The organism is Klebsiella sp. GB_Kp047, assembly GCF_040065235.1.
GTDB classification, from domain to species: domain Bacteria; phylum Pseudomonadota; class Gammaproteobacteria; order Enterobacterales; family Enterobacteriaceae; genus Klebsiella; species Klebsiella quasipneumoniae.
On record NZ_JBEAJG010000001.1, the window covers coordinates 57,031 to 81,274 of the forward strand.

General features: G+C 56.4%; 24 protein-coding genes and 3 tRNA genes. 18 read left to right on the forward strand and 9 right to left on the reverse strand.

The annotated features are described in order from the left end of the window. The first annotated feature begins 466 nt into the window (after positions 1–466). Complete coding sequence (locus ABLV76_RS00270) at positions 467–2,101, forward strand: Na+/H+ antiporter (RefSeq protein WP_023290300.1); 1,635 nt, start codon at positions 467–469, stop codon at positions 2,099–2,101. Between the two features lie 94 nt (positions 2,102–2,195). Here the strand turns inward: ABLV76_RS00270 and ABLV76_RS00275 are convergent. Next, positions 2,196–2,271: transfer RNA gene (locus tag ABLV76_RS00275), tRNA-Asn, on the reverse strand. Between the two features lie 330 nt (positions 2,272–2,601). On the opposite strand from ABLV76_RS00275, the gene nac reads away from it, so the two are divergent. The 3 genes from nac to ldtA all read left to right on the forward strand — a co-directional run bounded on the left by nac (position 2,602) and on the right by ldtA (position 5,596). After that, on the forward strand, positions 2,602–3,519 hold the full coding sequence (gene nac / locus ABLV76_RS00280) for a nitrogen assimilation transcriptional regulator NAC (protein ID WP_004203498.1): 918 nt from the start codon (positions 2,602–2,604) through the stop codon (positions 3,517–3,519). A 106-nt stretch (positions 3,520–3,625) separates the two neighbouring features. Continuing rightward, a complete protein-coding gene (cbl, locus tag ABLV76_RS00285) occupies positions 3,626–4,576 on the forward strand; it encodes an HTH-type transcriptional regulator Cbl (RefSeq protein WP_004180456.1) in 951 nt (316 codons plus the stop codon). A 78-nt stretch (positions 4,577–4,654) separates the two neighbouring features. After that, a complete protein-coding gene (gene ldtA / locus ABLV76_RS00290; RefSeq protein WP_053810174.1) occupies positions 4,655–5,596 on the forward strand; it encodes a L,D-transpeptidase in 942 nt (313 codons plus the stop codon). 89 nt (positions 5,597–5,685) lie between these two features. Here ldtA and ABLV76_RS00295 read toward each other — a convergent pair. After that, positions 5,686–5,761: transfer RNA gene (locus ABLV76_RS00295), tRNA-Asn, on the reverse strand. A gap of 100 nt (positions 5,762–5,861) precedes the next feature. After that, entirely contained in the window at positions 5,862–6,662 is an 801-nt protein-coding gene (gene mtfA / locus ABLV76_RS00300; RefSeq protein WP_072140495.1) for a DgsA anti-repressor MtfA, read from the reverse strand. 90 nt (positions 6,663–6,752) lie between these two features. Between mtfA and ABLV76_RS00305 the strand changes: the two genes are divergently transcribed. Beyond that, positions 6,753–6,842, forward strand: a tRNA-Ser gene (locus tag ABLV76_RS00305). A gap of 274 nt (positions 6,843–7,116) precedes the next feature. On the opposite strand, the gene ompC is transcribed toward ABLV76_RS00305, so the two are convergent. Then, positions 7,117–8,253, reverse strand: a complete 1,137-nt coding sequence (gene ompC / locus ABLV76_RS00310) for a porin OmpC (RefSeq protein WP_004203491.1) — start codon at positions 8,251–8,253, stop codon at positions 7,117–7,119. Positions 8,254–8,790: 537 nt separating this feature from the next. Between ompC and drpB the strand changes: the two genes are divergently transcribed. The 4 genes from drpB (at position 8,791) to ABLV76_RS00330 (ending at position 11,776) form a co-directional block, all read left to right on the forward strand. After that, positions 8,791–9,072, forward strand: coding sequence for a cell division protein DrpB (drpB, locus tag ABLV76_RS00315; RefSeq protein WP_004203489.1), 282 nt, complete (start codon positions 8,791–8,793; stop codon positions 9,070–9,072). 41 nt (positions 9,073–9,113) lie between these two features. Then, positions 9,114–9,824: a phosphohydrolase gene (locus ABLV76_RS00320; RefSeq protein WP_004203487.1), complete on the forward strand. Its 711-nt coding sequence runs from the start codon at positions 9,114–9,116 to the stop codon at positions 9,822–9,824. A gap of 76 nt (positions 9,825–9,900) precedes the next feature. Beyond that, positions 9,901–11,301 carry a DNA cytosine methyltransferase gene (locus tag ABLV76_RS00325; RefSeq protein ID WP_348878153.1) on the forward strand — a complete coding sequence of 467 codons (1,401 nt, stop codon included), beginning with the start codon at positions 9,901–9,903 and terminating at the stop codon, positions 11,299–11,301. After that, a complete protein-coding gene (locus ABLV76_RS00330) occupies positions 11,282–11,776 on the forward strand; it encodes a very short patch repair endonuclease (RefSeq protein ID WP_094311917.1) in 495 nt (164 codons plus the stop codon). The genes ABLV76_RS00325 and ABLV76_RS00330 overlap by 20 nt, the downstream gene beginning before the upstream one ends. Here the strand turns inward: ABLV76_RS00330 and yedA are convergent. Continuing rightward, positions 11,751–12,662 (reverse strand): drug/metabolite exporter YedA, encoded by a 912-nt coding sequence (gene yedA / locus ABLV76_RS00335; protein ID WP_126494248.1) that lies wholly within the window; start codon positions 12,660–12,662, stop codon positions 11,751–11,753. The genes ABLV76_RS00330 and yedA overlap by 26 nt on opposite strands. Before the next feature lie 183 nt (positions 12,663–12,845). Here yedA and ABLV76_RS00340 point away from each other — a divergent pair, with 183 nt between their 5' ends. Both ABLV76_RS00340 and dgcQ read left to right on the forward strand, forming a co-directional pair. Beyond that, entirely contained in the window at positions 12,846–13,757 is a 912-nt protein-coding gene (locus tag ABLV76_RS00340) for a DUF808 domain-containing protein (RefSeq protein WP_023318643.1), read from the forward strand. A gap of 117 nt (positions 13,758–13,874) precedes the next feature. Then, positions 13,875–15,554, forward strand: a complete 1,680-nt coding sequence (gene dgcQ, locus ABLV76_RS00345) for a cellulose biosynthesis regulator diguanylate cyclase DgcQ (protein WP_348878124.1) — start codon at positions 13,875–13,877, stop codon at positions 15,552–15,554. 299 nt (positions 15,555–15,853) lie between these two features. On the opposite strand, the gene yodD is transcribed toward dgcQ, so the two are convergent. Beyond that, positions 15,854–16,075 carry a YodD family peroxide/acid resistance protein gene (gene yodD / locus ABLV76_RS00350; RefSeq protein ID WP_004203478.1) on the reverse strand — a complete coding sequence of 74 codons (222 nt, stop codon included), beginning with the start codon at positions 16,073–16,075 and terminating at the stop codon, positions 15,854–15,856. A gap of 135 nt (positions 16,076–16,210) precedes the next feature. Between yodD and dsrB the strand changes: the two genes are divergently transcribed. Beyond that, positions 16,211–16,402, forward strand: coding sequence for a protein DsrB (gene dsrB / locus ABLV76_RS00355; RefSeq protein WP_004203477.1), 192 nt, complete (start codon positions 16,211–16,213; stop codon positions 16,400–16,402). A gap of 32 nt (positions 16,403–16,434) precedes the next feature. Here the strand turns inward: dsrB and rcsA are convergent, their stop codons facing one another. Beyond that, positions 16,435–17,058: a transcriptional regulator RcsA gene (gene rcsA, locus ABLV76_RS00360; protein ID WP_004203475.1), complete on the reverse strand. Its 624-nt coding sequence runs from the start codon at positions 17,056–17,058 to the stop codon at positions 16,435–16,437. A 374-nt stretch (positions 17,059–17,432) separates the two neighbouring features. Here rcsA and yedD point away from each other — a divergent pair, with 374 nt between their 5' ends. Next, positions 17,433–17,867: a lipoprotein YedD gene (gene yedD / locus ABLV76_RS00365; RefSeq protein ID WP_072140493.1), complete on the forward strand. Its 435-nt coding sequence runs from the start codon at positions 17,433–17,435 to the stop codon at positions 17,865–17,867. Positions 17,868–17,908: 41 nt separating this feature from the next. Here yedD and amyA read toward each other — a convergent pair whose 3' ends face one another. Then, positions 17,909–19,396, reverse strand: a complete 1,488-nt coding sequence (gene amyA, locus ABLV76_RS00370) for an alpha-amylase (RefSeq protein ID WP_004203469.1) — start codon at positions 19,394–19,396, stop codon at positions 17,909–17,911. A 200-nt stretch (positions 19,397–19,596) separates the two neighbouring features. Between amyA and tcyJ the strand changes: the two genes are divergently transcribed. The 5 genes from tcyJ to sdiA all read left to right on the forward strand — a co-directional run bounded on the left by tcyJ (position 19,597) and on the right by sdiA (position 23,949). Continuing rightward, a complete protein-coding gene (gene tcyJ / locus ABLV76_RS00375; RefSeq protein WP_004203468.1) occupies positions 19,597–20,397 on the forward strand; it encodes a cystine ABC transporter substrate-binding protein in 801 nt (266 codons plus the stop codon). 95 nt (positions 20,398–20,492) lie between these two features. Continuing rightward, positions 20,493–21,479, forward strand: coding sequence for a D-cysteine desulfhydrase (gene dcyD, locus ABLV76_RS00380; protein WP_004203467.1), 987 nt, complete (start codon positions 20,493–20,495; stop codon positions 21,477–21,479). Positions 21,480–21,494: 15 nt separating this feature from the next. Then, entirely contained in the window at positions 21,495–22,163 is a 669-nt protein-coding gene (gene tcyL / locus ABLV76_RS00385; protein WP_004203466.1) for a cystine ABC transporter permease, read from the forward strand. Further along, positions 22,160–22,912 (forward strand): L-cystine ABC transporter ATP-binding protein TcyN, encoded by a 753-nt coding sequence (gene tcyN, locus ABLV76_RS00390; protein WP_004203465.1) that lies wholly within the window; start codon positions 22,160–22,162, stop codon positions 22,910–22,912. The genes tcyL and tcyN overlap by 4 nt, the downstream gene beginning before the upstream one ends. Positions 22,913–23,226: 314 nt before the next feature. Next, positions 23,227–23,949 (forward strand): transcriptional regulator SdiA, encoded by a 723-nt coding sequence (gene sdiA / locus ABLV76_RS00395; RefSeq protein WP_004203458.1) that lies wholly within the window; start codon positions 23,227–23,229, stop codon positions 23,947–23,949. Between the two features lie 67 nt (positions 23,950–24,016). Here sdiA and ABLV76_RS00400 read toward each other — a convergent pair whose 3' ends face one another. After that, on the reverse strand, positions 24,017–24,241 hold the full coding sequence (locus ABLV76_RS00400) for a DUF2594 family protein (RefSeq protein WP_004203457.1): 225 nt from the start codon (positions 24,239–24,241) through the stop codon (positions 24,017–24,019). Positions 24,242–24,244: the final 3 nt, after the last annotated feature.

Here is a 24,244-nt window from a genome sequence, read left to right on the forward strand (position 1 = left end):
TGTCAGGGTACCCCCAATCCTGGTATGGGGCAAGCAATGTATGGCTGCGAAGGGCGGGATTTCGAGGCATTCGGCTTATGAAGGCGACGCGGATTATCAATAATGGCTAATGCATGGATATCGGGCCGTTACGACAGAGAATATCAATCCGCTGAGGCTATTCCGCTGACCATATATCTCTCTGGTCGCCACGGAATGATAAGGATGAATGGTAGAGATTATATTGCCGGGCTGACGATGATTTGCAGACCATAGCGGATTGACAATGCTGGCATGATAAAACACATTGTCCCCCCTGAACGGGCGCCGGTTGCCACCTCAGTTTAAATAAACACGCCGCCAGACAGGAAAGCCTGTCCTTTATTATCGGCGTCTGGATAAATAACCCGCCGCTGAAACCACACCTGCGAAAAAGGAATAACAGCCTGATGTACAGAATGAATATTGCCGTCAAAGGAGGGGAGGAATGTCGCTAATCGCTATTGTGCTGGTCTTTATGATGGCCATCGTGGTGACGGTGTTCATTTCCCATCTTCTGCCCGTTAAAGTGCCGCTGCCGTTGATCCAGATTGCGGCGGGCGCCGCGCTGGCCGCCGGTGGTTTTCAGGTCGATTTCGATCCGCACATCTTTTTGCTGTTGTTTATCCCGCCGCTGCTTTTCCTCGATGGCTGGCGGATCCCGAAAGACGCGTTTTTCCGCGATATGAAGCCGATTCTGTCGCTGGCGATAGGCCTGGTGATGGTGACTATCCTCGGTATTGGCCTGTTTATTCACTGGCTTATTCCGGCGATTACCGTGGCGGCGGGGTTCGCCCTGGCGGCGATTCTGTCACCCACCGATCCGGTGGCGGTATCGGCAATGACCGCCAGCTCGCCGCTGCCTTCCCGGATGGCGCATATCCTCGAAGGGGAGTCGCTGTTAAACGATGCTTCGGGTCTCGTCGCTTTTAATTTCGCCATCGCCGCGGTGCTGACCGGCAGCTTCTCACCGGGAGAGGCGGTGATGAAGTTTTTCCTGATGGCGTTCGGGGGCATCCTCAGTGGGCTCGTGGTGGTGTGGGTCACCGGCAAATGTAATAACTTTCTGGTGCGGCGCACCCGCGAGGAGCCGGCCATCCAGATCCTGATCAGCCTGCTTATCCCCTTCGCCGCCTACCTGCTGGCCGAGGCGTTCCATGTCTCCGGCATTCTTGCCGCCGTCGCCGCCGGCATTGCGATGCACTATGAGCAGCTGTCGGGGCCACGGCTTCCCGCGACGCGCATGAAAAGCAGCGCGGTGTGGTCCATGCTGCAGACTACCCTCAATGGGATGATCTTCCTGATGCTGGGCGAGCAGTTGCCCCGCATGCTCAGGACGTTGCCGGCGGTAGCCAGCCAGGCCGGCGTCCCTTCGCCCTGGTATCTGCTGCTGTACGCCGTGGCCATCACTCTCGCGCTCGGTCTGATGCGTTTCGCCTGGGTATGGCTGTCGATGACGCTGACCATTTTTCGCCGTAAACGCCGGGGCAAGGCCATCACCGTCCGTCCGCGATTCAGCATCCTCGCCGTCATGGCGCTGGCGGGGGTCAAAGGCTCCGTGACGCTCGCCGGTATTCTGACGCTGCCGGCGGTGCTGGCGGATGGTTCACCATTCCCGGGCCGCGAACTGCTGATCTTTCTCTCAATGGCGGTGATCCTGATGTCGCTGGTGGTGGCGGCTATCGGTCTGCCGTTCATGACCCGCTATCTTGCCGATGATTTACCCCATGACACCGGCAAGGACGATATTGGCGCCGTCATGACCGAAGTGGCCATCAACCGGCTAAATGCGCTACTCGACGAGCCGGTGGAGGATCCCACTGAGCAGGCCCTGCGGGCGGATGCCGGCAATATGCTGCTGGAAACCTACCAGCGTCGGCTTCACTATAACGACAATGACGAAGGGCAGGACGTCGGGCTGGAGCTGGCGAAGCGCGCCAGGCTGGAGAAATATATGCAAAGAGAGGTCATTATCGCCCAGCGTCAGGAGCTGTTCCGGCTGCGTCGCGCCCACAACATTAGCGATATCACCTTTTATGAGGTGCTGCGGGAGATAGACCTGAAGGAAGAGAGTTTGCGCTAGGGGCGCCATTGCTGGAGGGGGATCCTTCGCCCTCCGGCCGCGCAGCTGGCGCGGAAAAGCAAAAAGCCTGCTCGAAAGCAGGCTTTTTTAAATTTGGCTCCTCTGACTGGACTCGAACCAGTGACATACGGATTAACAGTCCGCCGTTCTACCGACTGAACTACAGAGGAATCGTGTGAACGGGGCGCATATTAACGATGCCACCCGGCCTTGTCAAAGCCTGATTCAAAGAATTGCGTTCGACTGCTGACAATTTCAGCAACCCTCACTCGTGCGCTGTTTTTTTAAGCAGATTGCACCGTTGTAGTGCGAATGTACCCCTAATGGGGCATACCACAATCTGCTTACCAGGCAAATAAAAACCGGATTGCTATCACTATCCCTTATAACACCGCCTGTGGCGGGCAGCGGCAGCGGAAATGAAAAGCTGGCAAGCAAATTGCAAAACCAGTTTCATCATACTTCCAGCGTTGACGCTGGCGTTCCTTACAGGAGGCAAAATGAACTTAAGACGACTGAAATATTTTGTGAAAATCGTCGATATCGGCAGTCTGACCCAGGCCGCTGAAGTCTTGCACATCGCCCAACCGGCCCTCAGCCAGCAGGTCGCGACCCTGGAAGGTGAAATGGACCAGCAGCTGCTGATACGCACTAAGCGAGGGGTCACGCCAACGGAAGCCGGTAAAATCCTGTATACCCATGCGCGGACCATCCTGCGCCAGTGTGAGCAGGCGCAGCTGGCGGTCAATAACGTCGGTCAGACGCTGCGTGGCCAGGTCTCGATCGGCCTGGCGCCGGGCACGGCGGCCTCCGCCATTACTATGCCGTTGCTGCAGACGGTGCGTAATGAACTGCCCGAGGTGATGGTCTATCTGCAGGAGAGCAGCGGCACGGCGCTGAATGACAAGCTGCTGGCGGGCCAGCTGGATATGGCGGTGCTGTATGAGCGTTCGCCGGTGGCCGGCATCGTCAGCCAGCCGCTGCTGAAAGAAGATCTCTACCTGGTCGGTACCCGCGATTGCCCGGGGCAGAGCGTGGACCTCACGGCGGTGGCGGAGATGAACCTGTTTCTGCCGCGCGACTACAGCGCTGTACGGGCGCGGGTCACCGAAGCGTTCACCCTGCGTCGGCTGTCGGCGAAAATTATCGGCGAGATTGAATCCATTACCACCCTGACCGCGGCCATCGCCAGCGGCATGGGGGCGACGGTCCTGCCGGAATCCGCTGCCCGCTCCCTGTGCGGCGCGGCGAACGGCTGGATGGCGCGGATTAGCACGCCGTCAATGAGCCTGTCGCTGTCGCTGAACATGTCGGCGCGCGGCGGTTTGTCGCCGCAGGCGCAGGCGGTGAAGGAGATCCTGCTGTCTCTGGTGAGCCGTCCATCGCTGGAGAACCGCGAACTGCAGCTGGTGAGTTAGGCTATATTCTCTTAAGGAATAAGTTGCTGGTTTTTATTATTTGTTACCCGGGACAACAGACTTTAACAATAGCAGATACGTTAAGTCCATTGGCCCGGAGGAAAGGGTGAACTTCCAGCAACTGAAAATTATCCGTGAGGCGGCCCGTCAGGATTACAACCTGACGGAAGTCGCGAATATGCTCTATACCTCGCAGTCAGGCGTCAGCCGCCATATCCGGGAACTGGAAGAGGAGCTGGGGATTGAGATCTTTATCCGTCGCGGCAAACGCCTGTTAGGCATGACCGAGCCGGGTAAAGCGCTGTTATCCATTGCCGAGCGGATCCTCAATGAAGCCAGCAACGTCCGGCGGCTGGCGGATCTCTTCACTAATGATGCCTCCGGCGTCTTAACCATCGCCACCACTCACACTCAGGCGCGCTACAGCCTGCCCCCGGTGATTAAAGCTTTCCGCGAGCTGTTCTCCGACGTTCGCGTCGAGCTGGTGCAGGGCACCCCGCAGGAAATCGAAGCGCTGTTGCATAACGGCGGGGCGGATATCGGCATCGCCAGCGAGCGTCTGAGCAACGACCCGACGCTGGCGGCTTTCCCCTGGTTCCGCTGGCATCACAGCCTGCTGGTACCCAAAGACCATCCCCTGACCCAGGTGTCTCCTCTGACGCTGGAGGCGATTGCCCGCTGGCCGTTAATCACCTATCGCCAGGGGATCACCGGCCGTTCGCGGATCGATGAGGCCTTCAACCGCAAAGGGCTGATGCCGGATATTGTGCTGAGCGCCCAGGATTCCGATGTCATCAAGACCTACGTCGAGCTGGGGCTGGGCGTCGGGCTGGTCGCCGAGCAGTCCGGGGATGCCCGCGAAGCGGACACCTTTACGCGCCTCGATACCCGCCATCTGTTTGATGCCAATACCGTGTGGCTGGGACTGAAGCGGGGCCAGCTACAGCGTAATTACGTCTGGCGTTTTATCGAATTGTGCAATGCCGGACTGTCGCTGGATGAGATCAAGCGCCAGGCGATGGAGCCGGAAGAGGCCGCTATCGACTATCAGATTTAAGGAAATGCTGGCCAGCGGATCGGGGAGAGGAAATACCGCTATAATTCACACATGAGAGTCGCGACTGAGGAAGGGAAAATGACGATGCGGCGTGTGAAATTACTTTGTTCGGCGCTGATGCTGCTCGCCAGCCACAGCGCACTGGCCGTTAGCTATCCGCTGCCGCCGGAGGGGAGCCGTCTGGTGGGCAGCGCATTTACCATTGCCGTGCCGGAGAATAACACTCAACCACTGGAAAGTTTTGCCGCCCAGTACGGCCAGGGGTTGAGCAATATGCTGGAAGCTAACCCCGGCGTCGATGTCTATTTGCCGCACTCCGGTTCGACGCTGACCATTCCGCAACAGCTGATCCTGCCTGACACCGTGCGGGAGGGGATCGTCATCAACGTCGCCGAGATGCGCCTCTATTATTACCCGCCGCTGGGCAATAGCGTGGAAGTCCTGCCAATCGGCATTGGCCAGGCGGGACGCGAAACGCCGCGTAACTGGGTGACGGCGGTAGAGCGCAAGCAGGAAGGGCCCACCTGGGTACCGACCGCCAATACCCGCCGTGAATATGCGAAAGAGGGCAAAACCCTGCCGGCGATGGTGCCGCCCGGCCCCGATAATCCGATGGGGCTGTATGCGATCTATATCGGCAGGCTGTACGCCATCCACGGCACCAATGCCAACTTTGGCATCGGGCTGCGCGTCAGCCAGGGATGCATCCGCCTGCGCAATGACGACATTAAATTCCTGTTTGATAACGTACCGGTGGGGACGCGCGTCCAGCTGATCGATCAGCCGGTGAAGTACACCGTGGAACCGGATGGCAGCCACTGGCTGGAGGTGCACGAGCCGCTGTCGCGCAACCGGGCGGAATTTGAATCCGACAGAAAAGTCCCCTTGCCGATGACCTCGGCGCTGCGCGAATTTACTCAGGGGCCGGGAGTGAGTCCTTCGCAGGCCGAGCAAACCCTGCAGCGCCGCTCCGGCATGCCGGTGAATATCAGCGCCACAGCGGCGCAGGGGAGTTTGTAGCGGTGGAAAAAGTTAAGCCTTGATGCGGGATGGCGGCCCGGCGGGGCCCGAAAAGCAAAAAGCCTGCTTAAAAGCAGGCTTTTTAAATTTGGCTCCTCTGACTGGACTCGAACCAGTGACATACGGATTAACAGTCCGCCGTTCTACCGACTGAACTACAGAGGAATCGTGTGAACGAGGCGCATACTACTGGCCCGGCATTTTTGTGTCAACACTAAAATTAACTTGCTGATTCAAATGGCTAAATTTAGCTCAATACGTTGTTTTAGTGAACAGTGCGCCGATCGTCTTCGTCCTGCAGGCCATTCTCCCGTCTGCGCGCCAGCGGATCCTGGCGGTAAAAATGGCAAAAACGCTGCCACAGGGCCGGGAAGCGGGGCGCGAACAGTTCAGGCGCGCTGAAAAAATATTCCGATAGGACGGCAAAGCACTCAGCGGGATCGGTGGCGGCATAGGCGTCAATGCTGGCTGCGCTTTCCCCCACCAGATCTATCTCATCCTGAATGTTGTTCATCGCCGCGTGGAGATCGTGCTCCCAGCCGGCGACTTCGCGCAGTGGGATCAGCGGCACCCCGCTGGCCCGATCGCCATTCCGCGTATCGAGCTTATGCGCTACCTCATGCACCACAAGGTTAAAGCCTGACGCATCAAAGGAGTCCTGAATATCCAGCCAGTTCAGCACCACGGGACCCTGCTGCCAGCTTTGCCCCGATTGCACCACCCGCTGGTTGTGGACCAGGCCAATATCATCCTCCCATTCATCATCCACGACAAACGGGGCAGGGTAGATCAGCACTTCATGAAAACCGTCCAGCCACTCTATCCCCAGCTCAAGTACCGGCAGGCAAAAGAGCATAGCTATCCGCGCCTGATGCAGCGGAGTCAGCTCCAGTCCCTGAAGCGCTACCAGACGTTTTTGCTGTAGGAAACGGCCAGCCATCTGCGTCAGCTTATGCTGCTCAGCGGGCGAAAGGTGGGCTAAAACCGGAATGGCAAGCGCTTGCTCCCAGGGCATCTCTGCGTTGCCGGACTCATCATCTGCTTTCCAGGGCCATTTAAACATCATATTGCTCGCAAAGTCGTCACTTGAACACGATTACCGAAACGGGAGCTATTAAAATGCCAAAGATCCTGGCATTATAGCAACCACAACAGCGGAGAGATGCCGGAGCGGCTGAACGGACCGGTCTCGAAAACCGGAGTAGGGGCAACTCTACCGGGGGTTCAAATCCCCCTCTCTCCGCCACTATTCTTTCTCTGACCATTCCCCTTCAATAATACCGTTAGCTTCAGGTATAACGCCTGCGCTGGGGTATCGCCATCATCATCGTCCTGGTTTCAGCGTAAAGACGCGGTACTTTGCCTTGTCCTTGTGTGGTCTTACCGCCGCAATTTGCCCGAACGAGCTTAAACGCATCATAAAGAGGGAAGGTACGCCTGGAAAGCGGCAATGTCGAAAAGAGTGATCTCAACGGAGCGGGAACAAGAAAAAGCCCGCTGAGCGCGGGCTTAGATGGGGATCAGAACTGGTAAACCAGACCGAGGGCCACGATATCATCGGTCGAGATACCGTTGTTGCTGTAGAAGCGATCGTCTTCGTCCAGCAGATTGATTTTATAATCCACATAGGTGGACATATTTTTATTGAAGTAGTAGGTCATGCCGATGTCGACATACTTGACCAGATCCTTGTCGCCGAAGCGAGAAGAGGAGTAGAGATCTTTACCCTTTGATTGCAGATAGGCCACAGACGGACGCAGCGGTAAATTATACTCATCGAACTGGTACTGGGCGACGACTTCAAAGTTCTGCGTCTTGTTGGCAATAGCGCCGTTGCCGTAGAAGGTCATGTTGCGGGTTTCCGCATACATGGCGGCCAGATAGATGTTGTTGGCGTCATATTTGGCGCCGACGGTCCAGGCGTCGGCTTTATCACCGTTGGCATAAATATGGCTGCTACGTGCTGCCGCCAGCTGGTTATGGGTACGGTCGGAAGATGAGTAGGCGGCCCCGAAGCTGATGCCCATATCGAGATCGTAGTAGCTGGAGATACCAAACCCGTCGCCATTTTCCCGCGCCAGTTTACGAGCACCACCGTTGTTAGTGCCTTCGCCAGAACCGGCGTTTTCATTATTACCCTGATACTGCAGGGCGAAATGCAGGCCGTCGACGAGGCCGAAGAAATCGCTGTTACGGTAGGTGGCCACCCCGTTGGTGCGGCCGGTCATGTAGACGTCGGTCTGGGTGTAGGTATCGCCGCCGAATTCTGGCAGCATATCAGTCCAGGATTCGATGTCGTACACCACGCCGTAATTACGGCCATAGTCCAGTGAGCCATAGTCAGCAAACTTCAGACCGGCGAAGGCCAGACGGGTCCAGGAATTCGCTCCTTCATTTTCGCTGGTATTGGCCTTGATATTGTATTCCCACTGACCGTAGCCGGTTAACTCGGGAGCGATCTGCGTTTCGCCTTTGATGCCAAAGCGTGCATAGGTCTGATCGCCGTCCTCTGAAGTGTCGTCTGAGAAATAGTGCAGGCCGGCGACTTTCCCGTAAAGGTCCAGTTTGTTGCCGTTGTTGTTATAGATTTCCGCGGCATTAACGGCATTGGCCATTAATAATGCCGGAACCATGAGAGCCAGTACTTTTCTTTTCATTATATATTCCCTTTTAATAATAATTTCTGTGAATTATGACAATCCCTCCGGAATGACTATCAGATACTAACGACCAGGTTCATTTTTATTTAAAATAAAATATGTAAATAAATAATGTAAGATATTGCAAAATATTTCCAAATGGTTCGTTATATTAAATTTAAATGAATCTTCTTTTATTATTATTTTATTATATAGCAATGGGTTATGTTGTTTTGTTGCGGGCTCGGTTAACCAAATGAAATTATTTGTATAAATTTACGGCGAGAGGGTTATTCAGCATTTAAATATAATTTATGAGTCAAACTCGCCGGGGAAGATAAGTACAATACGCGGCATGGTTGATGTCGTTAATGTTTAATCCTGTGGGTAAGTAATAAAGAACAAACCCTTGGGTATTTCCATTGGCAGCATAAGTGATAAGTAGGTGCAGAAGACAAGGATGAAACTGCTGCCTGTGGCGCAGGTTGGCGGTATAATGTGATGCGTGTCACGTTTTGGGTGACAGTAGTATGATTTGTCACGGAGAAGAATGAGATGGAAGAGCAGGCAAAACGCAGCCCGGGCGGCAAACTCGCGCTCTGGGCGTTGTATGCCTTTTGCGGATATTGTGTCTGGGTCATTGTGCGTTACTGGTGGGTGGTAGGGAAAATTCACAGCGTTCCCGGCGCCAGCGCGGAGGGCGACTTTGGCACAATGGCAGGGAAATGGCTTGGCGCCCTGTTGGGGATGCTGGTGCTCGCCGGCATTGGCGCGATCCTAGGTGCTGTCGTCTGGTATACACGGCCCGCCAGAAGCAGGCGGGATCATCGGTCGTAAAGTTGCTATGCTCGAGGCTGACCTTCAGATAAGGAACGCCTATGAACCTGGTAGACTGGCAGCAACGATTTGAGCACTGGATACTGACGCACCACGCCCAGGAGGATGCGGCGCACGATCTGTCCCATTTTCGTCGCGTCTGGGCCACCGCCACCCGGCTGGCCGCCGGGGAGGTGGAAGTCGACAGGCTGGTGCTTCTCACGGCCTGCTATTTTCATGACATTGTCAGTCTGCCTAAAAATCATCCGGAGCGAAGCCGCTCTTCGATGATGGCTGCCGAGAAAACCCTTGCGATTTTGCAGTCGTCGTTTACCGATTTTCCCGCAGACCGCTATGCGGCGGTCAGCCATGCTATTGAGGCGCACAGCTTTAGCGCGGCGATCCCGCCGCGCACGCTGGAGGCGAAAATCGTCCAGGACGCCGACCGTCTCGAGTCGCTTGGGGCGATTGGCCTGGCGCGGGTCTTCGCCGTCGCCGGCGCCCTGAACACCATTCTGTTTGATGCCGACGATCCTTTCGCCGACCGGCGAGCGCTGGATGACAGAAAATATGCCCTCGACCATTTCCAGTGCAAACTCCTGCGCCTGCCGGAAACCATGCAGACCGCCGCAGGAAGGGCTATGGCGCAGCATAATGCGCGCTTCCTCGTTGAGTTTATGGCCAAGATCAGCGCGGAGCTGAAGGGGGAGCCTATGGCGCTGGATGAGGCGGTTTTACGCCGCTTTGCACCACAGCCGTCAACCGACCAGTGATTTATGGTACTCTCTGCAAAAATCGTCCGCGCTGGTTGAGGATATGCCACAAAAGTTAATCAAGGAAAACAGGTCGTTGTCATTGACGGAGCAGGCCGGTGAAGAGGCTCAGGCGCTGCTGCGTCAGCTGATGACGATCTACGATGTGAAAACGCTGGTCGCCGAGCTGGTTAGCGTCGGGGAGCAGCACTGGAGCGCGGCGATCCTCAAGCGCGTGGCGGCCCTCGGCCGCGCGGCGGGGCGTTTGCGTCCGCAGGAGGTCGCTCATCTGGCAACGCTGCTGCCGGCGCCGCCGGCCCATCATCCGCACTATGTGTTCCGCTTTGTCGATCTGTTTGCCGGTATCGGCGGGATCCGCAGCGGTTTTGAAGCCATCGGCGGGCAGTGCGTCTTTACCAGCGAGTGGAATAAGCATGCGGTGCGCACCTATAAGGCCAACTGGTATTGCGATCCGCAGCAACACCGTTTCAATGAAGATATCCGCGATATCACCCTCAGCCATCGCCCCGACGTTAGCGATGACGAGGCGGCGCAGCATATCCGCGAGACTATCCCGCAGCATGATGTGCTGCTGGCCGGCTTTCCCTGCCAGCCTTTCTCACTCGCCGGCGTATCGAAAAAAAATGCCATGGGTCGCGCCCACGGCTTTGCCTGCGAAACCCAGGGGACGCTGTTTTTTGATGTGGTGAGAATTATCGCCGCCCGTCAGCCGGCGATCTTTGTGCTGGAGAATGTTAAAAATCTCAAAAGTCACGATCAGGGACGCACCTTCCTCATCATCATGCAGACACTGGATGAGCTGGGGTATGAGGTCGCTGACGCCGGGCATAGCGGGCCGGACGATCCGAAAGTGATCGACGGGCGCCATTTCTTACCACAGCACCGGGAGCGCATCGTGCTGGTAGGCTTCCGTCGCGATCTGCACCTGCACGAAGGGTTTACGCTGCGCGATATCGCGGCGCTTTACCCGGCGGTTCGGCCAACGTTTGGCGAGCTGCTGGAGCCGACGGTGGATGCCAAATTTATCCTCACGCCGGTACTGTGGAAATATCTTTATCGCTATGCGCGCAAGCATCAGGCGCGGGGCAATGGCTTTGGTTATGGCCTGGTGGACCCCGCGAATCCCCACAGCGTGGCCCGGACGCTCTCCGCCCGCTACTATAAAGATGGCGCCGAAATTCTCGTCGATCGCGGCTGGGACCGGCCGCTGGGCGAGACGCATTTTGACGATCCGCAGAATCAACAGCGGCGTCCTCGTCGGCTGACGCCGCGGGAATGCGCCCGATTGATGGGCTTCGAATCGCCTCAGGGGGCGCGTTTCCGCATCCCGGTGTCGGATACCCAGGCCTATCGTCAGTTCGGCAACTCGGTAGTGGTTCCGGTCTTCGCCGCGGTGGCGAAGCTCCTGGCCCCGCGCATCGCTCAGGCGGTGGCGCGTCGCGAAGCGGATGATAACGATGGCGGATGTTCACGATAAAGCCACACGCAGTAAAAATATGCGGGCTATCGCCACGCGCGATACGGCGATCGAAAAGCGGATAGCGACGCTGTTGACTCAGGCGGGATTCACCTTTATTGCTCAGGATCGCGAGCTGCCGGGGCGCCCCGATTTCGCTTTACCCGACTACCGTTGCGTCATCTTTACCCACGGCTGTTTCTGGCACCACCATGACTGTTACCTGTTTAAGGTGCCGGCCACCCGGACGGCGTTCTGGCTGGACAAGATCGCCGGCAACGTAGCGCGCGATGCCCGTGACCGGCAAAAGCTGGCCGCGCAGGGCTGGCGGGTGCTTATCGTCTGGGAGTGCGCCCTGCGCGGTCGCCTGAAGCTGAATGACGAGGCGCTCACCGAGCGTCTGGAAGAGTGGATCTGCGGCGCCGGACACGACGCGCAGATCGACACCCAGGGGATCCGCGAACTGGCGCTTATTTCGACGCCTTACAAGGAGTAGCTTCGCTGCGAACCGGGAAGAGATATTTGCCCAGCGTCACCAGCACTACGGCGAAAATAATCACCGCCAGCGCCAGCCACTCGATCAGTGACAGGCTTTCGCCACCGAATCCGGTGCCAAGGAGAACCGCTACCACCGGGTTGACATAGGCGTAGCTGGTGGCCACCGCCGGGGTGACATTGCGGATCAAAAACATGTAGGCGTTGATGGCAATCAGCGAGCCAAAGATAGCCAGATAGGCTACGGCGGCGATCCCGGACCACGACGGAATGCGGGTTAAGGTTTCACCGCTCAGCCATGAGGCGGCCAGCAGGACGATCCCGGCGGCGAGCATCTCGATTGCCCCCGCCATCATGCCGGTCGGCAGCACGATCCGCGAGCCGTAAACCGAGCCGAAGGCCCAGCTCAGAGAGCCAATCAGAATCAGCAGTGCGCCCCAGGGGTTGCCGTTCAGGTTGCCCCCGCTGTTAAGCATCACAATACCCGCGAGGCCAATGGCAATCCCCAGCCACTCCAGCTTCCGAGTGGTGATGCCGAAAAAGCGGCTGAAGCACAGGGTGAACAGCGGAACGGTGGCGACCATCACCGCGGCGATCCCGGAGGGAACGTGCTGATGTTCGGCCAAGGTGACAAAGCCGTTGCCGACGGCCAGCAGCAAAACCCCGATCAGCGCGGCATTAAGCAACGGCCTGCGGGCCGGCAGTTTATGGCCGGTGGCCAACAGCCATCCCAGCAGCAGCACGCCGGCAGAGAGAAAGCGAATTCCGGCCATCATCAGCGGCGGCCAGCTGGCGACGCCGACGGCGATGGCGAAATAGGTAGAGCCCCAAATGATATACAGCGCAAACAGCGCCCCGATAAGCGGTAACAGCTGACGGGTAGACATACTTCCTCACGACGGTGCAGAGATAGAAAGGGGACATATAGTAAACGTGAAAACTATCCTGCTGGCGAGCGCTTAATTTGCGCCAGGTTGTTAAATTTATATTGACTAATTGTACCTTGGGCAGCGGCCGTTTTTTAACGCATACTCGAGGGAGACATTGATGAAAAGAGAAGGAAAATCATTTTGGCAGGAAGTAGTCTTTTAACATTACTTGATGATATCGCCACGCTGCTGGACGATATCTCCATGATGGGCAAGCTGGCGGCGAAAAAAACGGCGGGGGTGCTGGGCGACGATCTTTCCCTGAATGCCCAACAGGTGACCGGCGTGCGGGCAAATCGTGAGCTGCCCGTGGTCTGGGGTGTGGCGAAAGGGTCGTTCGTCAATAAAATCATCCTCGTGCCGCTGGCCCTGCTGATCAGCGCCTTTATTCCCTGGGCGATCACGCCGCTGCTGATGGTGGGTGGCGCGTTTCTCTGTTTTGAAGGGGTGGAGAAGGTGCTCCACAGTCTGGAAGCGCGTAAGCACAAGGAGGACCCAGCGCAACGGCAGCAGCGTCTTCAGGCGTTGGCGGATCGTGACCCGCTGGCCTTTGAGCGTGACAAAGTAAAAGGGGCGATTCGCACCGACTTTATTTTGTCCGCGGAAATTGTCGCCATCACCCTCGGCATTGTCGCGGAAGCGCCGCTGCTGAATCAGATCCTCATTCTCTCAGGGATCGCGATTCTGGTCACCGTCGGGGTCTATGGCCTGGTGGGGGTGATCGTCAAGCTGGATGACATGGGTTACTGGCTGGCGGAGAAACGCAGTACGCTGGCGCAGTGGCTGGGCAAAGGGTTATTGGCCGTGGCTCCCTGGCTGATGAAACTGCTCTCTGTCGTCGGGACGCTGGCCATGTTCCTCGTTGGCGGCGGGATTGTGGTCCACGGTATTGCGCCGCTGCACCATGCCATTGAGCACTGGAGCGCGGGCCTGGGCGGCATGTTGGCCGCCTTGCTGCCGATGGTGGTCAATCTGGTGCTGGGTTTTATCATCGGTGCGGTGGTACTGGCCGGCGTCAAGGCGGTGAGCCGCCTGCGTGGCGCGGCGAAGTAGTCAGGTGCGGCGCAGCGGATTGGCGCCGCGTGGTCTACGCTAAAAAGCGCGTCCGGTATCGACAGAAACCGCGTGCGCTGACAACGTCAGGTTTGCGCAACGTACTACGAGAGAAAGATGGATAAGCCACTGCGGTTGAAGTTGAAAAAGCTCTACTTCCTGACTCGCCCGGCACATGTGGTTAACGTTTGTTTTATCGTGGTGCTATTTTTCTCCACGCTGTTGATCTGGCGTGAAATCAACGTCCTGGAAGAGGCCTACGTGGCGAACCAGCGCAATAATCTGGCTAACGTCGCGCATGAAATGGATGGGCTGCTGCAGTTTAACATCGACAGGATGATGTTTTTTCGCCACGGTATGCAGTCCGCACTTGAACGCCCCCTCGACGTCGATGTGTTGCACGAGGCCAGCCAGCGCTATCTGAACCAGCGCCATCAGGAGATTTGGCGGGTGGCGCTCCCGAACCGCCGGACGCTGCCGGTGTTTGGCGTCTCGGAGAGCGTCGTCAGGGAGCACCCGCTGCTCTTGCCGGACGATCCGCTGGTGGTCAATGAACTGATGGCGACGCTGGAGCTGGGTTATCTGTTAAATCTGACGCAGCATGACCGCGATTTTGCCGAGCGGATGCAATATATCTCCCGCAGCGGCTTTTTCACCTCGACCCTGCCGCTGCGCGATGAATCGCAGGTGAAGACGCACTATTCGCGCGCTATCAGCGCCCTCTGGTTTACCCGGCAGACCCAGCGGAACAATCCGTACCGCGGCGTTATCTGGCAAACCTTTCCTGACGATGACCCACAGCTGGAAGAGCAGGTGGTTACCGCCTCGATACCGCTGGATTTTGCCGGTTACTGGCGCGGCGTGCTGGCGATGGATTTCTCAGTCAGCGAAATAAAAGCATTTTTAATCAGCGCGATGAAGGGCGGGCAGGAGGGGGAATACCAGCTTTATGACAGCCATCTTAGCCTGCTGGCCTCCTCTGCGCCGGGGAATGTCCTGACGCTGCTGTCGCCGCGCGAGCAGGAGCTGCTCAGCCGCGCGTTTGCCCATGATAACCAGGGCGGCCTGCGTCTGCTGACGCGCTATATCAGTTGGGCCAAACTACGGAATTTTGACGGCGTGCTGCTGCGGATCCACACCCTGCGGGAAGGCGTACGCGGCAACTTTGGCACCATCACCATCGCCCTGACCCTGATGTGGATCCTCTTCACCTTGATGCTGCTGCTCTCCTGGCTGGTGATCCGCCGTATGGTCCGCAATATGAGCGTCCTCCAGACCTCTCTGGAGTGGCAGGCCTGGCACGATGCCTTAACCCGCCTGCTCAATCGCGGGGCGCTGTTTGAAAAGGCGATGGCGCTCGCCAGCGCCTGCCAGCGCAGCGGACTACCGCTGGCGGTGATCCAGCTCGATCTGGATCACTTTAAGAGCATTAACGATCGCTATGGTCATCAGGCGGGTGACAGGGTGCTGTCGATGGTGGCCAGTACCCTTGCCGGCACTGTGCGGGAAGGCGATTTGCTGGGCCGCGTGGGGGGAGAGGAGTTTTGTGTCGTGCTGCCGAATACCACGCTGCAGGAAGCGGCGGCGATAGCGGAGCGGCTACGCCTGCGTATTCATGGCCGGGAGGTCTTTTTGCATAACAACGTGACGCTGCGGGTCAGCGCGTCGTTAGGGGTAAGCGCCAGCGAAGAGCAGGGAGAGTATCACTTTGAAGCGCTGCAGTCGGTCGCCGATGGTCGACTGTATCTCGCCAAGCAGAATGGCCGCAACCAGGTCTGTTTTCGCAGCGAAGCGTGAGTAAAACGTTTCGCTCGCGCCAGCGGATTTGAGATTTATCTTAAAGTAATGTCTGGCGATCGTACTATCGGATGAAACCGGTTTGCGGCTAAGCCTTCTCGCATCAGCCTTGCAGCCCTTTCTGCTGCGAAGCGCCGACTTTCTCAATATTTTGCGTCATGAATATCTCTTGTCATGCAAAATAATTGAGGATAATGTTTCAACGCATCGGATTTCCCGGTGTAACGAATTTTCAAGTGCTTCTTGCATTAGCAAGTTTGATCCCGACTCCTGCGAGTCGGGATTTTTTTCGCCAATCACTAGCGGTTGGCTTCACTGGCGCTGAAATCATGAATATCGAGTTCAAATGCCTCCGCCAGTTCGCGCCAGGTATGCGCCCCGCGGCCATCAATACTGGCGCGCTGAGGGTCATCGAGGATGCGGTGGACTTCGCTTTCGCTGATCTCATTAATCGCCGCCAGCAGAGCATCAACGTTGACATCAACGTCGTTCCCGGTCTGGTCTGTCAATCGGTTCTTCATCATTACCCCCCTCGCTGAGCGTCGCTCAAGCCTTTTTAAGTATAGTCGGTCTAAAAAAACGCCAGTCACCGGCCGCGACGCTGCGAGCGGCGTGGTTTTGTTCTACACTGGCTGAAAATAGAGAGGAGATGGATTATGCAGGTGAACGATCGTGTCACGGTGAAGACCGACGGTGGCCCACGTCGATCGGGCGTAGTGCTGGCAATTGAGTCGTTTAGCGAAGGGACGATGTATCTGGTTTCGCTGGAAGACTATCCCCTGGGGATCTGGTTTTTCAATGAAATAGGGCACCCGGATGGGATCTTCGTGGAAAAAGAAATCTCGTAAAACCGAACTGGCGGGACCACCGCCAGTTTGTTTCAGCGTAGATTCACCTGAATACCACTGGTAATGTTTTCGGTCAGCCGAACGATGTGGTAAATCACCTGCTTATTATGCGTCTGTATTTTCTTTTTAATATTACCTTTGTGCGATGATACCGTTTTCGCTTTGATGTTCATTTGCGTTGAAATTTGCGAAGTACCATGCCCGGCCATCCACATTTGCAGCATATTTGATTCTGTTTTGCTTAGCGACAACGTCGGTAAATTCAACTGCCCCAGGCTCGTGTTCTTGTATTTAAGATAATTAACCAGAATGACATCAAGGTCTTTTGGGGTGATCGATTTTGAACTGATTAGCAGATTCTTACGTACCCGCAGATAGCGGTCAAAATGGATGTTCGCCAGCGACATAAAAATCACAAACAGCGTCGCCGGATTTTGCGTGATGATCTGGCGAATAATGTTATTACTTTCATCATCATGCACAAAGCAATCTTCATTCAGAAACACCACCGCCGGGCAACATGACGCACAGTGCCTGTGCAGATCCTCAGCGCAGTTGACCTCAACGATTTCCTGTTTTTTAATTCCCCGACTGGTCAGATATCCCGTAAGTCCTAACCGGGTATAACTGCACAAATCCATAATCATCGTTGACATGACCCATCCTCAATCAACACGTAACGATATACACTTCGCACTGGCTGTGCGAAGCAGTCCTTGCGGGCGGTAATAATAGTAGGTTTAAGAAAGAACCCATTAGTTCCATTAAACTATTCCGCATCTCTGCATATAATTTGCCAGGAAAACTCTTAAAGTAAAGTCGAGAACCGGTAGTGTGAGCGAATTAAAAACAAAAAGTGCCCGTGGCTGCTATGGTTAGGCGCCAAAGATTCTTTTACTTTCAGAATTTCCTTATTTCATATGAAGGTCGCGATGCCTGGCCGTGTTTTACCCGGCTTCTCCGCCCGCAGCGGGGGTGGAAGGCTTAACGCTTTAATGCCACAATACTTTTTTATCAGCTTGTGGGATGAATGATGAAACAGTTAGTTTTTGCTGGCATGGTGGTGGCGCTGGCCGGATGCGTGCAGGTTGATCGTTACGAAGACGTTGTTAAAGCCCCCGCGCCGGCAGGCCTGGAAGGCTACTGGCAGACGAAAGGGCCGCAAAGTGAGATGATGAGTCCGGACGCCATCGCCAGCCTGATCGTCACCAAAGATGGGGACACCTTCGACTGCCGCCAGTGGCAGCGCGTGATCGCCCAGCCGGGGAAACTGATGAACCGCGATAGCGATATCTACAACGTGACCGCTTCCCTGGATATCTACCCGATCGAGCGCGAGGGCAACACCCTTTCCTACGATCGTATGACGTTGACCCGCGTTGAACGTCTCACCCCGGAGTGCGAGAAAGCGTGGGCTAAAGCGCGTGCCACCGCTCCAGTCAGCGCGCCGACCACCGCGCACTAAGATTCCGGCGGGCCACCGCTGGCCCGTCCGGCGTCAGATGACTACAGCACCGCCTCCAGCACCCACACGCTGACGCTTCCTCCGTTACAGGTAAAGGTGGCGCAGCCTTCGCCGTCGGTTTCGACAATCTCTTCCCGATTGCCCAGGAAATCCCGCCAGCGTTTGTTGCCATAATTCTCGCCCAGCGTCAGGGTCTTTTCTCCCTCATCACCATTGGACATCACCACCACGCAGCCGGGATCCTCGTCCGTGCCGCTGCGGCTGAAGGCAATGCAGTTGGGGTGATCGAACCAGAGAGTCTGCACGCCGTGGGCAAAACGCTGACGGGCGTCGATCAGCTCGTGGAGTTGTTCGATAACGGGCATTTCTATGGCGTAGGTTTGTCCGTCGCCGCCGGTATCCTCATAGGAGGCGCCGAAGAGATCGGCATAGAAGACCGAGGGTACGCCATTTTCACGCAACAGGATCAGCGCATAGGCCAGCGGTTTAAACCATGGCTCAACAGGCGCCTCGAGCGCCTGCAGCGGCTGGGTATCATGGTTGGTGACCAGGGTGACGGCATGGAAGGGGTCGGCTTCCACCAGCGTCCCGCTGAAAATCTGGCTCATGTCGTAATCGCGCCCCTGGCGGGACGCTTCATGAAATTTCATCTGCAGCGGGGCGTCGAACAGCATCGTCTTGCCCTCGACCAGATCGATATACTGCTGGAGCTTTTCCACTTCATGGGACCAGTATTCCGCAACAATAAACAGCGGCTGCGGGGCTACCTCCTGAACATGCTCGATCCACGCTTTGTAAAACCATGCGGGGATATGCTTCACAGCGTCAAGACGAAAACCGTCGCAACCGGTTTGCTCCATCACCCAGCGCGCCCAGTATTTGATCTCTTCGGTGACGGCGTGATTACGAAAATCGATATTGGCGCCCATCAGGTAGTCGAAGTTGCCAAGCTCGTCATCGACCTGTTCATTCCAGCCTTCGCCGGTGTAGTCGTTGACGATTTTAAATACACCGTCTTCCGTCGGATTCTCGATGTGGTCAATGCCGCTAAAGCACTTGTAGTCCCAGACAAACTGCGAATACTGTCCGGCGCGCACCGGGAAGGTATAGCGAGTCCATGCCTCGCACTCGATGATCGTCTCGTCAATTTGCGTGCGATCCTGCTCATCAACGCGCTGCACGCGCAGGGCCTCTTTTTCATCGGCGCCCATTTTATGGTTCACCACCACGTCCAGCAGCACGGCGATGTCGTGCTCCTTCAGGGCGTTGATCGCCGCCAGCAGCTGGGTCTTATCGCCATATTTGGTGGCGACAGAGCCCTTTTGATCAAACTCGCCGAGGTCGAAGAGATCGTAGGTGTCATAGCCGACGGAATAGCCGCCCGAGGCGCCTTTGTAGGCGGGGGGCAACCAGACCATATTGATGCCGATTTCGTTAAGACTGGGGGCCAGCGCTTCGACTTCACGCCACAGTTCGCCGCCGGCGGGGTAGTACCAGTGAAAACATTGCAACAAGGTGGGGTTTTTCATCTTCCATGCTCCAGACGTCAACAGGCTGACCTTTGCAGTATGGGAGATATCCCGCAAAACGGGTGAGGAAAGCCCTGAATTTCGCTATACCCTAAAGCGGATCATATATAATAAATTTGCATAAGATGTAGCGTAACGATGTTGGTGTCGGGCCGTTAAGCGCTTTACACTACAGGAAAATCTTAACCTTCGGGGTATCTATGAAATTAGCACTTCTGGGTCGTCAGGCGCTGATGGGCGCGATGGCCGTTGTTTTGATGGCTGGCGTTAGCGTGAAAACTTTTGCGGCGGAAAACCTGCTCAATCAGATTAAAGAGCGCGGCACCCTGCGCGTGGGCCTCGAAGGCACCTATCCTCCTTTTAGCTTCCAGGGCGATGACGGTAAGCTGACCGGCTTTGAAGTGGAGTTCGCCAACGAGCTGGCGAAACATCTGGGCGTGAAGGCTGACCTCAAACCGACCAAGTGGGACGGTATGCTGGCCTCGCTGGATTCCAAGCGCATTGACGTGGTGATTAACCAGGTCACTATCTCTGATGAACGTAAGAAAAAATACGATTTCTCCACCCCGTACACGATCTCCGGTGTGCAGGCGCTGGTGAAGAAAGGCAACGAAGGCGCGATTAAAACCGCGGCGGATCTGAAAGGCAAGAAAGTGGGCGTCGGGCTGGGCACTAACTATGAAGAGTGGCTGCGTCAGAACGTCCAGGGCGTGGATGTCCGCACCTATGATGACGATCCGACCAAATACCAGGATCTGCGCGTAGGCCGTATTGACGCGATTCTGGTTGACCGTCTGGCGGCGCTGGATCTGGTGAAGAAAACTAACAACACGCTGGCGGTAACCGGCGAAGCGTTCTCCCGTCAGGAAGCTGGCGTTGCACTGCGCAAAGGCAACGATGACCTGCTGAAAGCGGTAGATGGCGCGATCGCGGATATGCAGAAAGATGGCAGCCTGAAGGCCCTGTCAGAGAAATGGTTTGGCGCTGACGTGACAAAATAAAGGCCAGCGGTGAAAAAAGGCGCTCCTGGAAGCGCCTTTTTTTATTTAGCGCGTAACTGCGTGCATAATGAAGCATAACTGAGTCAGGAGGGGCCATGTCACTGCAAAATTTAACCCGCTTTCCGCGTCTGGAATTGATCGGCGCGCCGACGCCGCTGGAGTATCTGCCGCGTCTGTCCGATCACCTCGGGCGCGAAATTTTTATCAAACGTGATGATACGACGCCGCTGGCGATGGGGGGAAACAAACTGCGCAAGCTGGAGTTTCTCGCCGCCGATGCGCTGCGCGAAGGGGCGGATACTTTAATTACCGCCGGCGCGATCCAGTCTAACCATGTGCGCCAGACGGCGGCGGTCGCCGCCAAACTGGGCCTGCACTGCGTGGCGCTGCTGGAAAATCCCATCGGCACCCGTGCGGAGAATTATCTGAGCAATGGCAACCGCCTGCTGCTGGATCTGTTTAATACCCAGGTTGAGATGTGCGATGCCCTGACCGATCCCGCTGCGCAGCTCGACGAGCTGGCGACCCGTATCGAAGCGCAGGGGTACCGCCCGTATGTCATTCCGGTCGGCGGTTCAAACGCCCTTGGGGCGCTAGGCTATGTGGAAAGCGCGCTGGAAATCGCCCAGCAGTGCGAAGACGCGGTGGAGATTTCGTCGGTGGTGGTCGCCTCCGGGAGCGCCGGCACCCATGCCGGACTGGCGGTCGGCCTTGAACAGCTTATGCCGCAGGCGGAACTGATTGGGGTGACGGTGTCGCGCGCGGTTGCCGACCAGCTGCCGAAAGTGGTAGCGCTGCAGCAGGCCGTGGCCAACAGCCTTGAGCTGCAGGCGAAAGCCGACATCATCCTGTGGGACGATTACTTTGCCCCAGGCTACGGGACGCCAAATGAGGAAGGAATGGCCGCCGTGAAGCTGCTGGCGCAACTGGAAGGTATTTTGCTCGACCCGGTTTATACCGGCAAAGCGATGGCCGGACTTATCGATGGCATTACGCAGAAACGCTTTAAGGATGAAGGGCCGATTTTGTTCGTCCATACCGGCGGAGCGCCGGCGCTGTTTGCCTATCATCCTCACCTCTAATACAGAAACCACAGCATGCAAGAAAGTATTCAACTGGTCATCGATTCTGCGCCTTTTCTGCTGAAAGGCGCCGTCTTTACGCTGCAGCTGAGCATTGGCGGGATGTTTTTCGGCCTGGTGCTGGGCTTTATCCTGGCACTGATGCGCATGTCGACCCTCTGGCCGGTAAAATGGCTGGCGCGCATGTATATCTCCATTTTTCGCGGGACACCGCTTATCGCCCAGCTGTTCATGATCTACTACGGCTTGCCGCAGTTTGGCATTGAGCTTGACCCGATCCCGGCGGCGATGATCGGCTTATCGCTGAACACGGCGGCCTACGCGGCGGAAACCCTGCGCGCGGCCATCGCCTCGATTGACAAAGGGCAATGGGAAGCGGCGGCCAGTATCGGTATGACCCCGTGGCAGACGATGCGTCGGGCTATTTTACCCCAGGCGGCGCGGGTCGCTTTGCCGCCGCTCTCTAACAGTTTTATCAGCCTGGTAAAAGATACCTCGCTGGCGGCGACGATCCAGGTGCCGGAGCTGTTCCGTCAGGCGCAGCTTATCACCTCGCGTACGCTGGAGGTCTTCACCATGTATCTGGCCGCCTCTCTGATCTACTGGGTGATGGCGACGGTACTCTCCTCGCTGCAGAACTATTTTGAAAACCAGCTGAACCGCCAGGAGCGTGATCCGAAATGAGTGCGATTGAAGTAAAAAGCCTGGTGAAAAAATTCCATGGCCAGACGGTGCTCCACGGTATCGACCTCGAGGTGCAGGAAGGCGAAGTGGTGGCAATCATCGGCCCCAGCGGCTCGGGTAAAACCACCCTGCTGCGCAGCATTAATCTGCTGGAGCAACCGGAGAGCGGCACTATCCGCGTCGGCGATGTGACGATCGACGCTGGTCGCAGCCTCGGGCCGCAAAAAGGGCTTATCCGTCGGCTGCGCCAGCACGTTGGCTTTGTCTTCCAGAACTTCAACCTGTTTCCCCACCGGACGGTGCTGGAGAACATCATTGAAGGGCCGGTCATCGTAAAAGGTGAAGACAAGCAGGAGTCGATGGCGCGGGCGCGCGATCTGCTGGCGAAAGTGGGCCTCAGCGGCAAAGAGAACAGCTATCCGCGCCGCCTCTCTGGCGGGCAGCAGCAGCGGGTCGCGATTGCCCGCGCGCTGGCCATGCGTCCGGACGTGATCCTGTTTGATGAACCGACCTCGGCTCTCGATCCCGAGCTGGTAGGGGAGGTGCTCAATACCATCCGCCAGCTGGCGCAGGAGAAACGTACCATGGTTATCGTGACCCATGAAATGAGCTTCGCTCGCGACGTTGCCGATCGGGCGATTTTTATGGATCAGGGACGCATCGTTGAACAAGGCGAGGCCAAAGCGCTGTTCGCCTCGCCTCAGCAGCCGCGAACCCGCCAGTTCCTCGAAAAATTCCTGATGCAATAGAGCAGGCGCAGGCGCGGCGGCTCGCCTTCGTGTGAGCCGCCGCAATGAGTCCAATTCCACGCTGGGGTAACACCCCATCGTCACGTCTTTGTGCTATTTACTCCCCTGGCCGTATACACCGCTTCCCATCCCCCCTTGTAGGGTGTAGAAAATGAAGGGAGGGGCCTTAGTTTCAGCGCAGCGAACTGGGAAAAGGCAAGTCTTCAGGCTAATAAATGCGACAGCTACGATATTTTATACATATAAATAAGATTTATGTGTTAGTTTTCTGTATTTATAATAATGATTATCAATCAGGAGTTATTTGCACAGCTATGAGGGACAATGATTTTTTCAGCTGGCGGCGGGATATGCTGCATCAATTTCAGTCCATGGCCGCCGCTCAGGAGGTTTATAATCTCCTGCAACGAGAAACAGAAACGCTGGAATATGATTTCTATACGCTTTGTGTGCGTCACCCGGTGCCTTTCACTCGCCCCCGCGTCACGTTTCAGTCGACCTATCCCCGCGCATGGATGTCTCATTACCAGGCAGAGAATTATTTCGCCATAGATCCCGTATTACGCCCGGAGAATTTTATGCGTGGCCATCTGCCGTGGGAAGATGGGCTGTTTCGCGATGCGCAGGCGTTATGGGACGGCGCGCGCGACCATGGTCTGCAAAAAGGGGTGACACAGTGCCTGACGTTGCCGAATCATGCTCAGGGTTTTCTCTCCGTCTCCGCGAACAACCGTTTGCCGAACGCTTATGCTGAAGATGAGCTGGAGCTGCGCTTGCGAACGCTGACGGAGCTGAGCCTGCTGACGCTCTTGCGTCTTGAAGATGAGATGGTGATGCCGCCGGAGATGAAGTTCAGCCGGCGCGAACTGGAGATCCTCAAATGGACCGCGGAAGGAAAGACCTCTGCGGAGGTGGCGATGATCCTCTCGATTTCGGAAAATACGGTCAATTTCCATCAGAAGAATATGCAACGGAAATTTAACGCGCCGAATAAAACGCAAATTGCCTGTTACGCTGTGGCGACAGGGTTAATCTGAAGGCGCCTGCCGTTCTGCGTGCCAGACGTGATACCGGCTGTCAGTCATACTTTCAGCCGGTACAGGATTACTGCCGATAAGCTTGTTTAATTTGCTTAACGGTGCTGGAGAATACGGCGGCCTGAGCCTCATCTTCCATCTGCGCGATCTGCTTTTCCATTTTAATAATCACGCGACCCGCATCTGCCTGGCCCATCGCCTGCAGCATCAGCGTCATCATCGCTTTCAGGCAGGAGACTTCCTGCGCCAGTTCCTGATTATTTTCTGCAGTGGAAAAATCTGGTGTGCTCATCGA

Coding starts and splice junctions, on each gene's coding strand:
- ABLV76_RS00270 (WP_023290300.1), top strand. CDS start 467: ATGTCGCTAATCGCTATTGTGCTGGTCTTTATGATGGCCATCGTGGTG.
- nac (WP_004203498.1), top strand. CDS start 2,602: ATGAACTTAAGACGACTGAAATATTTTGTGAAAATCGTCGATATCGGC.
- ldtA (WP_053810174.1), top strand. CDS start 4,655: ATGACGATGCGGCGTGTGAAATTACTTTGTTCGGCGCTGATGCTGCTC.
- mtfA (WP_072140495.1), bottom strand. CDS start 6,662: ATGATGTTTAAATGGCCCTGGAAAGCAGATGATGAGTCCGGCAACGCA.
- ompC (WP_004203491.1), bottom strand. CDS start 8,253: ATGAAAAGAAAAGTACTGGCTCTCATGGTTCCGGCATTATTAATGGCC.
- drpB (WP_004203489.1), top strand. CDS start 8,791: ATGGAAGAGCAGGCAAAACGCAGCCCGGGCGGCAAACTCGCGCTCTGG.
- ABLV76_RS00320 (WP_004203487.1), top strand. CDS start 9,114: ATGAACCTGGTAGACTGGCAGCAACGATTTGAGCACTGGATACTGACG.
- ABLV76_RS00330 (WP_094311917.1), top strand. CDS start 11,282: ATGGCGGATGTTCACGATAAAGCCACACGCAGTAAAAATATGCGGGCT.
- yedA (WP_126494248.1), bottom strand. CDS start 12,662: ATGTCTACCCGTCAGCTGTTACCGCTTATCGGGGCGCTGTTTGCGCTG.
- dgcQ (WP_348878124.1), top strand. CDS start 13,875: ATGGATAAGCCACTGCGGTTGAAGTTGAAAAAGCTCTACTTCCTGACT.
- yodD (WP_004203478.1), bottom strand. CDS start 16,075: ATGAAGAACCGATTGACAGACCAGACCGGGAACGACGTTGATGTCAAC.
- dsrB (WP_004203477.1), top strand. CDS start 16,211: ATGCAGGTGAACGATCGTGTCACGGTGAAGACCGACGGTGGCCCACGT.
- rcsA (WP_004203475.1), bottom strand. CDS start 17,058: ATGTCAACGATGATTATGGATTTGTGCAGTTATACCCGGTTAGGACTT.
- yedD (WP_072140493.1), top strand. CDS start 17,433: ATGATGAAACAGTTAGTTTTTGCTGGCATGGTGGTGGCGCTGGCCGGA.
- amyA (WP_004203469.1), bottom strand. CDS start 19,396: ATGAAAAACCCCACCTTGTTGCAATGTTTTCACTGGTACTACCCCGCC.
- tcyJ (WP_004203468.1), top strand. CDS start 19,597: ATGAAATTAGCACTTCTGGGTCGTCAGGCGCTGATGGGCGCGATGGCC.
- dcyD (WP_004203467.1), top strand. CDS start 20,493: ATGTCACTGCAAAATTTAACCCGCTTTCCGCGTCTGGAATTGATCGGC.
- tcyL (WP_004203466.1), top strand. CDS start 21,495: ATGCAAGAAAGTATTCAACTGGTCATCGATTCTGCGCCTTTTCTGCTG.
- tcyN (WP_004203465.1), top strand. CDS start 22,160: ATGAGTGCGATTGAAGTAAAAAGCCTGGTGAAAAAATTCCATGGCCAG.
- sdiA (WP_004203458.1), top strand. CDS start 23,227: ATGAGGGACAATGATTTTTTCAGCTGGCGGCGGGATATGCTGCATCAA.
- ABLV76_RS00400 (WP_004203457.1), bottom strand. CDS start 24,241: ATGAGCACACCAGATTTTTCCACTGCAGAAAATAATCAGGAACTGGCG.